General features: G+C 38.4%; 16 protein-coding genes. 7 read left to right on the forward strand and 9 right to left on the reverse strand.

The features are described from left to right. Position 1 precedes the first annotated feature (1 nt). Entirely contained in the window at positions 2 to 1,207 is a 1,206-nt protein-coding gene (locus tag IAE19_RS14560) for a 3-oxoadipyl-CoA thiolase (protein ID WP_200461634.1), read from the forward strand. A 115-nt stretch (positions 1,208 to 1,322) separates the two neighbouring features. After that, entirely contained in the window at positions 1,323 to 2,168 is an 846-nt protein-coding gene (locus IAE19_RS14565; protein WP_200461635.1) for an IclR family transcriptional regulator, read from the forward strand. 40 nt (positions 2,169 to 2,208) lie between these two features. On the opposite strand, the gene IAE19_RS14570 is transcribed toward IAE19_RS14565, so the two are convergent. Beyond that, a complete protein-coding gene (locus tag IAE19_RS14570; RefSeq protein WP_200461636.1) occupies positions 2,209 to 3,432 on the reverse strand; it encodes a CaiB/BaiF CoA transferase family protein in 1,224 nt (407 codons plus the stop codon). A 196-nt stretch (positions 3,433 to 3,628) separates the two neighbouring features. Here IAE19_RS14570 and IAE19_RS14575 point away from each other — a divergent pair, with 196 nt between their 5' ends. Continuing rightward, on the forward strand, positions 3,629 to 4,810 hold the full coding sequence (locus IAE19_RS14575; RefSeq protein ID WP_200461637.1) for an MFS transporter: 1,182 nt from the start codon (positions 3,629 to 3,631) through the stop codon (positions 4,808 to 4,810). 48 nt (positions 4,811 to 4,858) lie between these two features. Here the strand turns inward: IAE19_RS14575 and IAE19_RS14580 are convergent, their stop codons facing one another. Beyond that, positions 4,859 to 5,704 carry an IclR family transcriptional regulator gene (locus IAE19_RS14580; protein WP_200461638.1) on the reverse strand — a complete coding sequence of 282 codons (846 nt, stop codon included), beginning with the start codon at positions 5,702 to 5,704 and terminating at the stop codon, positions 4,859 to 4,861. A gap of 134 nt (positions 5,705 to 5,838) precedes the next feature. After that, complete coding sequence (locus tag IAE19_RS14585; protein ID WP_200461639.1) at positions 5,839 to 7,056, reverse strand: CaiB/BaiF CoA transferase family protein; 1,218 nt, start codon at positions 7,054 to 7,056, stop codon at positions 5,839 to 5,841. A 381-nt stretch (positions 7,057 to 7,437) separates the two neighbouring features. On the opposite strand from IAE19_RS14585, the gene IAE19_RS14590 reads away from it, so the two are divergent. Both IAE19_RS14590 and IAE19_RS14595 read left to right on the forward strand, forming a co-directional pair. Continuing rightward, positions 7,438 to 8,661 (forward strand): MFS transporter, encoded by a 1,224-nt coding sequence (locus IAE19_RS14590; protein ID WP_227610909.1) that lies wholly within the window; start codon positions 7,438 to 7,440, stop codon positions 8,659 to 8,661. A gap of 137 nt (positions 8,662 to 8,798) precedes the next feature. Beyond that, a complete protein-coding gene (locus tag IAE19_RS14595) occupies positions 8,799 to 10,511 on the forward strand; it encodes an electron transfer flavoprotein-ubiquinone oxidoreductase (RefSeq protein WP_200461640.1) in 1,713 nt (570 codons plus the stop codon). Positions 10,512 to 10,708: 197 nt separating this feature from the next. On the opposite strand, the gene IAE19_RS14600 is transcribed toward IAE19_RS14595, so the two are convergent. From IAE19_RS14600 to IAE19_RS14625, 6 genes are all read right to left on the reverse strand, one after another. Next, positions 10,709 to 11,068, reverse strand: coding sequence for a YidH family protein (locus IAE19_RS14600; RefSeq protein ID WP_200461641.1), 360 nt, complete (start codon positions 11,066 to 11,068; stop codon positions 10,709 to 10,711). A 3-nt stretch (positions 11,069 to 11,071) separates the two neighbouring features. Beyond that, complete coding sequence (locus tag IAE19_RS14605; protein WP_200461642.1) at positions 11,072 to 11,950, reverse strand: MBL fold metallo-hydrolase; 879 nt, start codon at positions 11,948 to 11,950, stop codon at positions 11,072 to 11,074. A gap of 5 nt (positions 11,951 to 11,955) precedes the next feature. Continuing rightward, complete coding sequence (locus IAE19_RS14610; protein WP_200461643.1) at positions 11,956 to 12,366, reverse strand: DUF6691 family protein; 411 nt, start codon at positions 12,364 to 12,366, stop codon at positions 11,956 to 11,958. Continuing rightward, positions 12,363 to 12,782, reverse strand: a complete 420-nt coding sequence (locus IAE19_RS14615) for a YeeE/YedE family protein (protein ID WP_200461644.1) — start codon at positions 12,780 to 12,782, stop codon at positions 12,363 to 12,365. Before IAE19_RS14615 ends, IAE19_RS14610 begins: the two co-directional genes overlap by 4 nt. Positions 12,783 to 12,883: 101 nt before the next feature. Further along, positions 12,884 to 13,630: a zeta toxin gene (locus IAE19_RS14620; RefSeq protein WP_200461645.1), complete on the reverse strand. Its 747-nt coding sequence runs from the start codon at positions 13,628 to 13,630 to the stop codon at positions 12,884 to 12,886. A 6-nt stretch (positions 13,631 to 13,636) separates the two neighbouring features. Next, a complete protein-coding gene (locus IAE19_RS14625) occupies positions 13,637 to 13,888 on the reverse strand; it encodes a hypothetical protein (RefSeq protein WP_200461646.1) in 252 nt (83 codons plus the stop codon). Between the two features lie 220 nt (positions 13,889 to 14,108). Between IAE19_RS14625 and IAE19_RS14630 the strand changes: the two genes are divergently transcribed. Continuing rightward, on the forward strand, positions 14,109 to 15,719 hold the full coding sequence (locus IAE19_RS14630; RefSeq protein ID WP_200461647.1) for a purine-cytosine permease family protein: 1,611 nt from the start codon (positions 14,109 to 14,111) through the stop codon (positions 15,717 to 15,719). A 145-nt stretch (positions 15,720 to 15,864) separates the two neighbouring features. Beyond that, the gene (locus IAE19_RS14635) at positions 15,865 to 16,590 is read left to right on the forward strand and encodes a hypothetical protein (protein WP_227612280.1); all 726 of its coding nucleotides are present in this window, start codon (positions 15,865 to 15,867) and stop codon (positions 16,588 to 16,590) included.

Raw genomic sequence — 16,590 nt, forward strand, 5'->3', positions numbered from 1 at the left:
CATGTTAAACGCTTATATTTATGACGGTTTACGTACTCCATTTGGTCGCCATGCTGGTGAGCTTGCATCAATACGTCCCGATGACCTCGCGGGTTTGGTCATTCAACGTTTGATTGAAAAAACAGGTGTATCTGGTGCAGATATTGAAGATGTTATTTTAGGTGATACCAATCAGGCTGGCGAAGACAGTCGCAACGTTGCACGTCATGCAGCATTATTGGCAGGTTTGCCCGTAACTGTACCGGGTCAAACAGTCAACCGTTTATGTGCAAGCGGTTTAGGTGCAATTATTGACTCTGCACGCGCCATTACCTGTGGTGAAGGCGATTTATATGTTGCGGGTGGTGTAGAAAGTATGTCACGCGCTCCTTTTGTTATGGGTAAAGCCGAAAGTGCTTACAGCCGTGAAGCTAAAATCTTTGATACTACAATTGGTTCACGTTTTCCAAATAAAAAAATTGTTGCGCAATATGGCGGCCACTCAATGCCAGAAACGGGTGATAATGTTGCAGTTGAATATGGTATTACCCGTGAACAAGCCGATTTATTTGCTGCTCAATCTCAAGCAAAATATCAAAAAGCTAAAGAAGATGGTTTCTTTGCAGGTGAAATTACCGCTGTTGAAGTTTCTCAAGGCAAAAAATTACCACCAAAACAAGTGATTGAAGATGAACATCCGCGTCCGAGTTCAACTGTTGAAGCTTTAACCAAATTAAAATCTTTATTTGAAGGTGGTGTCGTCACTGCGGGTAATGCATCGGGTATTAATGATGGTGCAGCAGCTGTTCTGGTCGGTTCTGAAGCAGCAGGTCAAAAATATGGCCTGAAACCAATGGCAAAAATTTTATCCGCTGCGGCGGCTGGTGTTGAACCCCGTATTATGGGGGCTGGTCCTATCGAAGCTATCAAAAAAGCAGTTTCTCGTGCAGGTTTAACCTTAGATGATATGGATATCATTGAAATCAATGAGGCTTTTGCTTCACAAGTCTTATCTTGCCTAAAAGGTTTAGACGTTGATTTTAATGATCCTCGTGTCAATCCAAATGGTGGTGCAATCGCGATCGGTCATCCATTGGGCGCATCGGGCGCGCGCTTGGCTCTGACTGTAGCACGTGAATTACAACGTCGTAATAAAAAATATGCAGTGGTCAGCCTTTGTATTGGTGTAGGTCAAGGCTTGGCAATGGTAATTGAAAACGTTTCATAATCTTTTTCATTTCAAATATCCATTCATCACACCAGCGCAGTGATGAATGGATTCATTTTACAATGCAAAATAAAATGCTCTATTATCCTGATATAGTCTTTAATTTGAGAACTCAATGGCCCAAAGCGCTGAAACTAAAAAGAATGATAAAACTCTTCATTTTGATGAAATTCGTTTAGATCCTATCTCTCATATTCATCGTGAAAATAATCCTCAGTTTATTGCTTCATTGGCACGTGGATTGGAATTACTTCGTTGTTTCTCTTTACAACACCAAGTTTTAGGGAATTTGGAACTTGCAAAAATGACAGGTTTACCAAAGCCAACCATTGCCAGAATTACAAATACTTTAGTTAGCTTAGGCTATTTGAAACAAATGCCAGATTCACCTAAATACATGCTAGATATCGGCGTACTTTCTTTAGGTTATGCAGCATTATCAAACCTTACTATTCGTACTACAGCTCATCCTTTTATGGAAGAAATGAGTCTCTATGCGCATGCTCCTGTGGCACTGGCAGCACGCGATCGTCTAAACATGCTGTATTTGGATGTAGTGCAAACCAATAGCACACTACGCCGTCCAATTGGCTCAACTTTGCCCTTACATAACAGCTCGATGGGTCGCGCCTGTTTAGTCGCAACACCAGAATATGAAAGAAATTTACTTTTAGATGCCATTAAAAAACGTGAACCCGAACAATGGCCAGATATTAAAGAAAAATTGGAACGAGCTTTTGAACAGTATAACCAATATGGATATTGTTTATCTTTAGGTGAATGGCAACAAGGGATTAACTCCGTTGCTGTCCCCTTGGTAAGCTCTAAACATGGACTATATGTGTTTAACTGCGGTTCCCCTGCTTATTTATTAAGTTCAGAAAAATTAATTGAAGAGATCGGTCCTCGCTTGAGATATATGGTAAATAGCATTCAAGATGCACTAACAGAAAGCCTATAAATATAACAAAGGAGCAGCTTAATTAACTGCTCCTTTCATTTTAGCCTTGTTGAACAACTTTTTTGTCTTTTAACTCTTGCAACTCACTTGCTGATAAAAAACGATTTAAAATTTGATCAGTATCTTCACCTAAATATGGCGGGCTTTTGACATATTGCACAGGTGTTTTGGATAATTTGATGGGTGAACCAATTGAAACATAATCTGACCGGAGAGGATGCTGCATATTCACCACCATTTCCCGATAAACCACCTGCTCTTCTTCTAGGGTCTGTTGTAAGTTATTAATCATGCCTACAGGGACTTGAACTGCATGAATACGATCGACCCAAGTCTGAGCGGGTTGAGTCATAAAATGCTGTTGTAGAATCGCACTGATTTCTTCGCGATGCATGACTCGGCCCTTATTTTTTGCAAATTTAGGGTCTTCACAAAGTTCAGGTAAACCGATACTTTGACATAGTGCTTTAAATTGTTGATCATTACCACAGGCAATAATGAATTCACCTTCTTGGGCTTTAAACACTTGATAAGGCACAATATTGGCATGAGCATTACCAAAGCGTCCTGGTATTTTCGATGAAGTTAAATAATTCATGGCCAATACCGAAAGCGAAGCCACTTGAGTATCAAGTAATGCCATATCAACATGTTGACCTTCGCCTGTGGTGACACGAGACAATAAAGCTGCCTGAATCGCAATTGCGGCATACAGACCTGTAGTCAGATCTGCAAATGCCAAACCTGCTTTCTGTGGACCGCCACCAGGTAAATCATCCCGTTCACCAGTGACACTCATCATGCCGCCCATGCCTTGAATAATAAAATCATAGCCCGGTTCAGCAGCACGCGGCCCTTTTTGTCCAAAACCTGTGATTGAGCAATACACTAGTTTTGGATTGATCTGACTTAAGCTTTCATAATCCAGCCCATATTTTTTAAGAGAGCCCGCTTTATAGTTTTCAATAAGAACATCACTTTCTAGCACCATTTTTTTAATTAATGCTTGACCTTCAGTACTGGCTAAATCAATCGCAACCGAATGTTTACCACGATTTGCTGATAAATAATAAGCCGACTCGCCTGTGTCATCACCTTCATTATTTTTGAGAAATGGAGGCCCCCAGATCCTTGTGTCATCGCCATGAAATGGCTTTTCAATCTTGATGACCTCTGCACCCAAGTCCGCTAAAATTTGACTGCACCACGGGCCAGCCAGAATACGACTTAAATCCAGAACCCTAAATCCTGTTAAGGCACCCATATCATTCCTCATTATTGTTGATAAAATTTAGTTATTCCTTAAAATCGAAGTTACATTCGATGCTTAAATAATAAATCAAAATATCGCATTGCAAAATAAAATTCTATTATTATTGTAAAAATATTTATTTTTGATTAAGCTTAGTTTTCCCTCTTCTGTGCAATACCATTGCATTGCAAAACTCAAGTGAATGTACATGAAATCTTCGAGTATCTATACACCAACCGTTATTTTGATGGCAGTTGCTGCTGGTATTTGCTCAGGAAGTAATTATTTTAGCCAGCCCTTAGTTCATTCGATGGCTTTGTCACTTCATCTTTCAGAAACCACGATTGCTTGGGTTCCCACACTGGCTCAAATTGCCTATGCCAGTGGGTTACTTTTTCTCATGCCTTTGGGGGATATTTTAGAAAAAAGACGGCTATTATTTATTCTAATGTTGTTGGCATCTGTGGGTTTACTGATTAGTGGATTTTCCAATCATATCGGATTGATCATGCTAGGAACATTGATCACCGGATTATTTTCCGTTTCAGCACAGCTATTACTGCCTCTAGCTGCTAGTTTGGTTCCCATTCAGCATAGTGGCCGTGTTGTTGGTTTTCTCATCAGTGGTTTAATGATTGGTATTTTGTTGGCGCGTTCATTATCAGGACTAATGTCGACATTATTTGCATGGAATATTATTTATCTAATTAGTGGCTTCTTATTATTGGCAATTGCCATAATTTTATATCACAAAATCGGTTCTTTTCCCGCCACAAAGTCTGAAAGTTATTTTAAAACAATTCGATCCATTCCCGTTATTTTTAAGGAAAATCAAAGATTACGCCGTCGAAGCTATATTGGTTTTCTCACCTTTGCTGGCATTAGCATGACCTTCACGACTATGTCACTTTTGCTCGCACCTGCACCCTATTATTTTAGCGACTTTACTATTGGGTTGTTTGGCTTTGTCGGAATTATTGGGACGTTTATTGCCAATTTTTCAGGAAAATATATTGATCAAGGCTATATTCATAAAATTTCGATCTGCTGTGGTTTTGGGCTGATTCTGAGCTGGATTTTCTTTAGTTTATTGCCTGTATCATTTGTATTTTATGTGCTTGCAACAGTCTTGATCTATTCTTGTCTTTCCGCTGTTCATGTCACTAATCAAAGCATTGTCTTTAAACTAAATGAACAACTGAGATCAAGATTTAATGCTATTTATATGACCAGTTATTTTACTGGAGGTGCAGTTGGAACAACTGCGGGTAGTTATGCATGGCGACATTATGGCTGGCAGGGTGTTTGTGTTTTAGGAATATTTTTTGCAATTTTGACACTTTACGGTTGTCTTCGTGATGCAAAATCATCGCCGATTTTAACGCAATAAAAAAGCCAGTAATTCTATCGTTACTGGCGGTGATATATGAAATAGAGATTAACCAATTTCAGTTTTGATATTATTGACCATATGCAATAAACGCGGTGCGATATCTTCTTCCAATTTCTCACGTTTCATAATGAAGCTTGGCCCGCCACAATTAAACACCAATAAGCCATGCTGCTCATGCAACAAAGGCACAGCCACAGAATTTACATCTTTATGCCAATCTCCAATCGAGAAGCAGTAACCAAAGTCCTGATAATCTTTGAAGGCTTTATCTAGATCACGATTAATCTTAATCCAGTCTTCCTTGTGTTTATTGCGGATAGCATTCAACAGAAAGTCACGTTCATCTTCAGGCATAGCAGCCAGACACGCGCGGCCCATTGAACTTAGATGAATCGGCAAATAGGTTCCCACCTGACGACGCATGGTTACATTCCCTTTACCCTGTACTACGTCTAAATAGATCATGTTTAAACGATCACGTGTCGACATGGCAACCGCAGCACCTGCATAATCGGCAAGTTCTTTCATATAAGGTTGGGCAATTGAGCGTACAGATACATTTGCAAGCATGGAATAACCAAATGCAAGAACACCAACGGACAACTGAAATTTAGTTGAATTAGGCACCTGACGAATATAACCAAGACGTGACAACGTATGGGTTAAACGCGTAATAGTCGGTTTAGGCAAACCTGTCATTTGAGACAATTCCTGATTGCCCAGATGCGGTTGTTTGGCTGAAAAACAGCGTAAAAGCTCTAAACCACGCGCAAGCGCAGTAATAAACTGACGATCATCTTCTTCCTGCATATCTTCAATGGGATGAAGTAATTCATGGCGCAGCGGAACCAGTAGTTTTTCAGTTTGTTCGGTTTCGTTTAAATCAGTCATGGTATTAGAGCGTACTCAACTCAATTAATTAATGTTTCGCATTGCGAAAATTATAATCTATTTATTCTATTAATAGCAAAAGAAGCATGTAGAAAAACGTTTACTTCTTTTGCTATTTCCACCTTTTTGTAGCCTTATTCTACAATTCCTTTCGATTTTAGCTCATCCAGCGTTTGTTTGGTCAATATTCTGGAAAGTATTTCATCTGTATGCTGTCCCAACATCGGAGGTGCATGTTTATATTCAATAGGTGTTCGAGACATCTTAATGGGAGACCCAATCACTTTCAGATCTTTACGTTGCGGATGTGGCATATCGACCAACATTTTTCGTTCAACGACTTGAGGCTCTTCAAATGCTTGTTCTAGATTATTAATCACACCAACAGGAACTTTTGCAGCATGAATCATTGCAACCCATTCATCAGCAGTTTTATGCGCAAAATGTGCGGATAATAATTGAGTGATTTCTTCGCGATGCTTGATACGGTCTGCATTTCGGGTAAATTTGGGATTAATCGGTAGTTCAGGTAAACCAATTGCTTGGCATAACTGAATAAATTGCGTGTCATTGCCGCAGGCAATAATAAAATCACGATCGCATGCTTTAAACACTTGGTAAGGCACAATATTGGCATGAGCATTGCCATAACGGCCTGGTACTTTACCTGATGCCAGATAGTTCATCCCTTGATTTGCCAACGTCGCAATTTGCACATCGAGTAACGCCATATCGATATACTGACCCAAGCCCGTAATATTTCGATTCAATAATGCCGCCTGAATCGCAATTGTTGAATATAAGCCAGTGGTAATATCAGAAAATGCGATACCTAATTTTTGCGGTCCACCGCCTGGTAAGTCATCTTTTTCACCGGTCACAGACATAAGTCCGCCCATACCCTGAATAATGAAATCATAACCAGGTTCTTCGGCACGAGGCCCTGTTTGACCAAAACCTGTAATCGAACAATAGATTAATTTAGGGTTTAACTTGGATAATGTTTCATAATCCAGCCCATATTTTTTTAATGAACCTGTCTTGTAGTTTTCAATAACGACATCTGATTCAAGTGCCAAAGCTCGCACTACTTCTTGACCTTCTGGGGTTGCAATATCAATAGCAACAGAAAGTTTATTACGATTGGTCGACTGATAATAAGCAGCTTCATGTGTGTCGCGTCCTTCGTCATCTTTCATCCAAGGTGGCCCCCAAGAACGCGTATCATCTCCACGTTTAGGACGTTCGACCTTAATGACCTCTGCACCTAAATCAGCGAGAATTTGCCCACACCACGGACCTGCCAGAACCCGACTTAAATCTAGAACACGAAATCCTTCTAGAGCACCCATACTTCTTCCTATAACAACCAAAATCGACGAAATATTTAATATCTAAATTAATATTAAGTTTCGCATAGCGATATTAAAAGACTAATATACACCGTTTCAGCTCAATAGCAAATATTGATAAAGGACAGACTAAAGTTGTACTTTTCTATTTTAATAAAATTTCTTATTAAAAAACATAAATTTAATGAGAATAACAAAATATCGCATAGCGATATTTATTTTTATAATTATTGTTTTATTTGATTCTTTGTTTTACTATCCGAAAAATTTTTAAAAATCTCTCAATACTATTTACTGACTTTTAAAGACTAAAACGTCAGTTTAATCGTATGGATATTTTATCTGTGGTAAAGGAATATAGCTGTGAATACAAATGAATTGATGTCCAGAGTTGGGCCAAATACATGGAAAATTGCATTTCTATTTGCATTTTTGGCGCTATTGGTTGATGGCGCTGATCTAATGTTGCTTTCTTATAGTCTAAACAGTATTAAAGCAGATTTTGGCTTGACCTCAGTCGAAGCTGGAATGTTAGGTAGTTTTACCCTAGCTGGTATGGCAATTGGCGGAATTTTTGGGGGCTGGGCTTCTGACCGTTTTGGGCGAGTCCGCATTGTCGTTGTTTCTATTCTGGTTTTTTCATTATTAACCTGTGGACTTGGACTAACTCAAAGCTTTTTACAATTTGGTATTTTACGTTTCTTTGCTTCTCTTGGATTGGGTTCGTTATATATTGCCTGTAATACTCTCATGGCAGAATATGTGCCTACACGCTATCGCACAACGGTTTTAGGCACTTTGCAGGCAGGCTGGACAGTAGGTTATATTGTTGCAACTCTACTGGCTGGCTGGATTATTCCCGATCATGGCTGGCGTATGCTGTTTTTTATTGCCATTATTCCTGTAATTATGGCCGTGCTGATGCATGTTCTTGTACCAGAACCAACTGCATGGCAACAATCACGCTTACAGCCTATCCAACGTACTGAACAACCAAAAGAATCTGCATTCAAACTCATTTTTCAAGATAAACGCAATCGTAATATGTTCATTCTCTGGGCATTGACCGCTGGTTTCTTGCAGTTTGGTTACTATGGTGTAAATAACTGGATGCCATCTTATCTTGAGAGTGAACTTGGCATGAAGTTTAAGGAAATGACCGCCTACATGGTTGGTACTTATACCGCCATGATTTTAGGTAAAATATTGGCTGGTTACATGGCCGATAAACTTGGACGTCGTTTTACTTACGCTTTTGGAGCCATAGGAACTGCGATCTTCCTTCCACTTATTGTGTTCTATAATTCCCCTGCCAATATTCTGTATTTATTAGTGATCTTTGGTTTCCTATATGGCATTCCATATGGTGTAAATGCAACGTATATGACGGAAAGCTTTCCAACTGCGATTCGTGGTACAGCCATTGGTGGTGCTTATAATGTTGGTCGATTAGGTGCCGCCATTGCTCCTGCAACCATAGGTTATTTAGCCTCTGGTGGTTCTATCGGATTAGGCTTTGTAGTTATGGGCGCAGCATACTTTATTTGTGGCGTAATTCCTGCGCTTTTCATTAAAGAAAAACAGTATGATCCACAAAAATCATAATCATACCATTATTTAACTTCTTTCCAGTTAATAGCCAGTATTAGCCCTACTGGCTTTTTTTATCTATAAATAAATCTTGTTTTATTAAAAATAACAAATTAAAATATCGACAAGCGAAACTAAATTTCTTTTTTATTATGGATAATTTTGAACGAGAATCAATGGAATTTGATGTTGTCATCGTTGGTGCAGGACCTGCGGGTCTATCAGCTGCGATTAAAATTCGTCAATTAGCGATTGAAAAAAACTTACCCGATCTTTCTGTTTGTGTCGTGGAAAAAGGCTCTGAAGTTGGTGCACATATCCTCTCTGGTGCAGTGCTTGAACCACGTGCCATTAATGAACTATTTCCGAACTGGAAAGAACAAGGCGCCCCATTAAACGTTCCTGTCACAGATGATGAAACTTATTTCTTGTTGTCCGATACCAAATCACAAAAAATGCCGTATTGGATGGTGCCTAAAACCATGCATAACGATGGCAATTATGTCATCTCGCTGGGCAATGTGGTGCGTTGGTTAGGTCAAAAGGCCGAAGAACTTGAAGTTTCTATCTTCCCTGGCTTTGCTGCATCTGAAGTGCTTTACCATGAAGATGGTACGGTAAAAGGTATTCAAACTGGTGATATGGGTATTGCTAAAGATGGACAGCCAACCGCTAACTTCACACCAGGTTACGAACTTCACGCTAAATACACGCTCTTTGCTGAAGGATGTCGAGGTCATTTAGGCAAACGTTTAATTGCCAAATATGACTTGGATAAAGACACCGATCCTCAGCATTACGGGATCGGCATTAAAGAACTTTGGGAAATTGACCCAGCTAAACACAAACCAGGTTTAGTGATGCATGGTGCTGGCTGGCCCTTATCTGAAACTGGTTCTTCTGGTGGATGGTGGTTATATCACGCTGAAAACAATCAGGTGACTTTAGGCATGATCGTGGATCTATCTTATGAAAATCCGCACATGTATCCATTTATGGAAATGCAGCGCTGGAAAACTCATCCACTTATCAGACAATATTTGGAAGGTGGTAAACGTATTTCTTATGGCGCGCGCGCCGTGGTCAAAGGGGGTCTTAATTCTTTACCCAAACTGACATTTCCGGGTGGTTGCTTAATTGGTGACGATGCAGGTTTCCTAAACTTTGCCAAAATCAAGGGATCTCACACCGCAATGAAATCAGGCATGCTGTGTGGTGAAGCAGTATTTGAAGCGATTGCGCGTGGAGTAGAAAAAGGGGGCGATTTAGCCATTGCTCGTGTGGTTGATGGTGAAGACTTTTTTGATAAAGAACTGAATGCTTATACACAAAAGTTTGATAATAGCTGGTTGAAAGAAGAGTTATATCACTCACGCAACTTTGGCCCCGCAATGCACAAATTTGGTCAGTGGATGGGGGGTGCATTTAACTTTATTGATCAAAATGTTTTAAAAGTGCCATTCACTTTGCATGATCTTAAACGAGACTTCGCTGTACTGAAAACAGTGGATACTTCAACCTTTAAGCCAAACTATCCAAAACCAGATGGTAAATTGACTTTTGATCGTTTGTCTTCGGTATTCGTATCTAATACTGTGCATGAAGAAAATCAGCCAGTGCATTTGAAACTGACCGAACCATCTATTCCAGTGGACATCAACTTACCGAAATGGGATGAACCCGCGCAGCGCTATTGCCCTGCTGGTGTCTATGAAATTATGGAAAACGATGATGGTTCTAAACGCTTTCAGATCAATGCAGCGAACTGTGTGCATTGTAAGACCTGCGATATTAAAGACCCATCTCAGAACATCACATGGGTAGCGCCAGAAGGCGGTGGTGGGCCGAATTATCCAAATATGTAATTTGGATAGTTCTTGCAGAGCTTTAGTCGCTCCTCATATCCAAATATGTAAACGTTAAGAATATGGTTATTTTTTAATAAAAAAGGCCGAACCAAATATATAAGTTTGTTTTAAACTTATATATAAACACTAATTATATTAGTGCGTTATATTATTTTTTAGGTAACCATAGTCCCCAAGGGGGCTATGGTTAAAAATTAAATCCAAAAAGAAATAATCAGCATAATCGCACTTAATATAGTGAAGTAACTTAATACAATAGGTAAATTGGTCCGGTAACCTTCAATCATTTCTAACGGCGTAAGTGACTTAAGCGCAACTCGATACTGAATAACCGATAATACACTAATCATTAATCCCAAAACGATGACAAGTACGCCTAGCCAACGATTAAACAAAATTTTATCGTGATAGCGGACTGGATCTATAAGATGAATAAGTAATGTCGATTTTTCAATTAAAAATCCAAAAGCAATTAAAGCTAGGCTACTTCTATTCCATGCAAGTAAGGTTCGCTCAAGAGCAAGTAATACGCGGGGATCTTCTAAATTTGACATAACTCAGACTTTAAAATAATTTAGCGGTAATTTTAAATAAGATTGACCATTTGATTCAGGCATTGGAAAATTTCCAGCATCCATGTTGATCTGAATGGCAGGTAAAATCAGCTTTGGCATAGTCAGTGTAACATCTCTAGCTTCACGCATTTTAATAAAATTTGGTTTCGTAGTGCCTGAATGAATATGGATATTTGATTGCTTTTGTGTTTTGACGTCAGTTTCACCTACGAAATAATCTCTTGTTTTAGGCAAATAATCGTGACATAGAAACATACGCATATGTTCAGGCAAAACATATAAACGTTGAATTGAATCGTAGAGTTGAGCTGCACTTCCATTCGGAAAATCACAACGTGCTGTACCATAATCTGGCATAAACAATGTATCCCCAACAAAAACAGCATCACCGATGACATAGCTTAAACATGCTGGTGTATGTCCGGGTGTGGGAATATTATAAGCATCTAAATTGCCTATTTTAAAATGCTCATCATCATCAAATAAATAGTCAAAGGCTGGGTATTGCGTAAAATGTTGGGGATCAAGATTATAAATTTGACTAAATGCTTTTTGGACGATTGAAATTTTCCCACTCATGGCAATTTTGCCACTTAAGTGTTTTTTTAAATATTGTGAAGCCGTCAAATGGTCAGCATGTACATGTGTTTCTAATATCCATTCTATACTTAGGCTATTTTCATGGACATAATGAATGACTTTATCCGCTTGAATGGTGGATGTGGTCGCTGAAGCTGCATCATAATCCAGCACACTATCAATAATCGCACTCTGTTTGGTATCAGCATCTGTGACAACGTAAGTAAAGGTGTTAGTCGCCTCATCAAAAAAACTTTTAACTAGTGGTTTCTGAGTCTTCATATCACTTATGTCCCTACTATTTTTCGATAAAGAATAATTCCAACTAACATCGCTCCAATAAAATATATCGCCTGATAATGTCCTAATGCGATCAAGGTTAATGCGGGTGCAGGACATATTCCTGCTATCCCCCACCCAATGCCAAAGATAAATGACCCTACAACCAAGGTTTTATCGATCTGATTATTTTGAGGGAGCTCAACTTTTTCCTTAAAAATAGTTATAGGATGTCGTTTCATTCTTTGAAATGGAATAAAAGCCACTAAAATTGCTCCTATCATGACAAAGGCCAAGCTTGCATCCCATGTACCAAATACATCTAAAAATGAGAGAACTTTTTCAGGATTAGACATGCCTGAAATCATTAGACCTAATGAAAAAAGAGAACCAAATAGAAAAGCAAATATATTTTTCATTGGTTAACTCCTAATACATGACGAATCACATAAACTGTAATAAATCCTGCCAACATAAACATGGTTGTGGCGATTAAAGACCGCTTGGATAAACGACTCAAACCACAAATACCATGACCACTAGTGCAACCCGATCCCATACGTGTACCAAAGCCGACGAATAGACCTGCGAGTATCAATACATAGGGGTTTGAATTAATTTTAATTTCAGGTGTATAGAAATAATGGAAAAAAAACGGCGTAATGAATAAACCCAGTAAGAACCAAATTGCTGGTGTTTTAGTAAGCGTTTCAGGATTTATTGCCTGTGCGAGTAAACCACTGACACCTGCTATACGGCCATTTACATACAGATAACCTATCACAGCTATTCCGAGCAATAAGCCTCCGATAAAAGCCAACAAAAAACTGTGCATCATTTAGCCTTAAAACAATATATAAAATAATAATATATATTTTTATAATTTAATCAATACTACTTTGATTAATCTTCACAATTAAAGAATAGATGAACAGTTTACATAAACTCATTTAAGACTCGATCAACAAACCATTTAGGAAATTTCTGCAAATTTTTATTAAGCTTAAGAATTTCTGACTTTTCAATTTCTGCTAAAAAGGATGCTTGTGTCCCATCTGAAGAATTATCAAAAATGTAAGCTCGATCTGAGGTATCAATTGCCTCTAACAGTAAATCCATACTTCTGTGATAACGCGTTCTGATTTTATCTTCAGGTACATTATGTCCGCCCTGACTCACTCGATATTGCACTCGATTAATATTAATATCAGGATCAACCGTAGAAACAAAATACAGATACGTTCGAAAACCTTGAGCTTTGGCTTGTTGTAAAAACTCAACCTTACTAACATGTGACATTACTGTCTCAAAGGTAAAGCTAATGTTCAACTCAAGAAATTTAAGGCGAATAAAATCAATGATTCTTGCTGCTAGATAAGAATCAATTTCCTTGGCATCAAAAGCGATATTGCCATTGGCTAAAATAATAGGTTCAGTCTGAAGTAAAGGAATCATTCTCTGATTCACTGTACGTTTTTTTTCTTTTAAAAATTCAATTAGCTGCTGATTTTCCAATGACTCATGAAATTCAGCCAAAGAAAAAGATTGATACTGAAATAGCTGCTTTTCTAATTCATCTGCATTTAAATAAGCACCAATATGTCGTGGCAGCAAATAATCTTTAATAGTGCTTTTACCAGATCCATTTGGACCTGCGAACATTCTTATTCTGGGTTGTGGCATATAAAATTAAAATGCCACCTTTTTCTTACGTTTTAAAATCGTTTCTGACACAGGAACGTCAATATAATAAGATGCAATATTTTTTAAGACTTCTATTTCACCATTGGATGATTGCTTAAGCAAATATTGATCTTTAGCATAAACCACTGAAGAGGATTGTGACGCGTGAAAAAAAGCATGACGAAACGCCTCCACAGCAAGATGTGGAATCATTTCTTCCTCTCTTAGACTGGCTTTCATTGCAACAAATGCTGTCATGCGTGATCTCCCGTATTCATATAAAAATACGTTTTAGTTATCTTAGCATAATTTTAAAAATTGTCTATTTGAGCAGCTTTTTTCAATTATAGATATTCATCAGATTAATTTTAATGCCTTCATCTTCTATCCTTTAAGCAAATATCCTCACTTTTATTATTAAGGTTGGCACATTGCTTGCTTTATGCACCATATTACCACTTAAATAAGGTCATAAAGAATGCATGACACATCAGTAACGGATTCTTTTGATGCAACCAAACCAAATAATGCAGCAAATGAAACACTTGAAGATTATACATTACGCTACGCGCCACATAGTTTTCGTCGCTGGAGTCCAAAAGTTGTTGCCATTACAGCGCTTGGTGGTATTGCCTATCTTGCAGATTTCTCTATTGGTGCCAGTATTGGCATGACTTATGGTACAACCAATGCCATTTATTCTATTCTCTTTGCAGCCATTATTATCTTCATTACAGGGATTCCCCTTGCTTACTATGCAGCACGCTACAATATTGACCTCGACCTGATCACTCGTGGTGCAGGTTTTGGTTATTTTGGTTCAGTGATTACCAGTATTATTTTTGCAAGCTTTACTTTTATCTTTTTTGCGCTGGAAGGTTCCATTATGGCGCAAGGCCTGTTATTAGGCTTGGGCATTCCATTATGGGCAGGTTATCTAATATCCACTATTATGGTTATTCCCTTAGTCATCTATGGAATGAAAGCTTTAAGTAAACTACAGGTCTGGACAACTCCAATCTGGCTTATTCTTATGATTGGGCCTGTGGCTTATCTAATTCATAAAGAACCCAATCTGGTGGGTTCTTTTGCAACTTATGCAGGCAATAGTGGTTATGCGCCCATGGATATGGCCGCGATTATGTTGGGCGCGGGCGTATGTCTATCCTTAATTATGCAAATTGGCGAACAAATTGATTACTTGCGTTTTATGCCAGCAAAAACCAAAGAAAATAGTAAGTCGTGGTGGGCAGCGGTGATTTCTGCTGGCCCAGGTTGGGTCATTCTTGGTGCGATTAAACAAATTATTGGCGCCTTTTTAGGTTTTTATTTATTGACCAAATTACCTGGTATCAATGCCACTGAGCCTGTACAACAATTTAATGCTGCTTTTCATGACATGTTACCCGGTTGGTTAGCTTTAGCGTTAGCTGTGATTCTTGTGGTAATTTCCCAAATTAAAATTAATGTGACCAATGCTTATTCAGGTTCTTTAGCGTGGACCAGTGCTTATACGCGTATCAGCAAGAAATATCCGGGACGTATCATATTTGTATTAGTGAATCTAGCCGTTGCCCTTGCACTTATGGAAGGCAATATGTTTGCTGTACTGGGCAAAATTCTTGGCTTTTATTCAAACTTTGCGATTGCGTGGGTTGTTGTGGTGGCAACCGATATCGCCATTAATAAACACCTACTAAAACTTTCTCCAAAACAACCTGAATACCGTCGTGAAATGCTGTATGACTTTAATCCTGTTGGCTTGGTTGCGTTTGGCGCTGCTGCTGGCTTGTCAATTGCAGCGTTTTTTGGTCTATTAGGAGATTTCCTCTCTTCTTATTCTCCATTAATTGCGTTGATTGTGGGTTTTGTACTTACCCCTGTTATGGGCCTAATCACCAAAGGTCAGTATTACATTAAAAAACATGATGATGGTATTAGTGAACCACGCTTTGATGCCGAAGGTACGCCCGTTGCTACGGTATATGCCTGCGTTTCTTGCGATCAAGATTATGAGCGCCCAGATGTTATGTATTCACATCGACATAACGGCGTAATCTGCTCATTATGTAAAACGATGGAAAAATAAAAAAATTGAATCACATAATAATTTAATTGACTCCGCCTTGATTCGTCAGGGCGGAGTCAATTAACTTGATTTTGACAGATGCATTAATTAGAGTAATTACTCTAATTAATGCAAGAGTATAAAAATGTTAGGATCTTATATATGGATGAAAAAAACACAAGGTAGAATTAATTTCAAAGAAAAATCATATCTGTTACGTAAAACATTCAGCCCAATTACACAACACCTATTACACCGTGCAGGACTTTTGCTAAAGCATACTGTTCATGAGATAAACTATGATGCTGTACCATTACCAGATAGCGTTTTGGTCAAAGCTGCAATTGAACAGCTAGAAGAAACACAAAATAGGGCTTTAATTCATCATTCTTGGCGCAGCTATTTTTGGGGTGTGGCGTTTAGTCAAATAAATCATTGGCAGTATGACGCTGAAGCATTTTTAGTAGCGGCACTTTTACATGATATTGGCTTAGTTGATCAGCATGAATCTACAAATTGTCAGTGTTTTACACTTAAAAGTGCCATAAAAGCCGAACATCTATGTCAGCATCACCATTATACAAAAAATAAGATTGACTTAATTACTGATGCGATTTGTATGCACATGAATGGCTTTACTGATTGGAGTCAGTCTAAAGAAGTGATTATGCTACAAAAAGGAACCAGTTGTGATGTGATTGGGTCAGAACTTTATCTCATACCTACACAATTCCGAGAACGTTGTTTGGAAGATTATCCACGTGAAAAATTTAATACTGTTTTTAAAACACTAATAAAAGAAGAAATAAGACGACATCCGAATTCTAGAACAGCCTTCTTAAACACATTAGGACTCGCAACGTTGATTCAACTGAATCATTTTAAGGACTAA

Origin of the sequence: Acinetobacter sp. S40, from assembly GCF_016624705.1 — a bacterium.
Lineage (GTDB): Bacteria > Pseudomonadota > Gammaproteobacteria > Pseudomonadales > Moraxellaceae > Acinetobacter.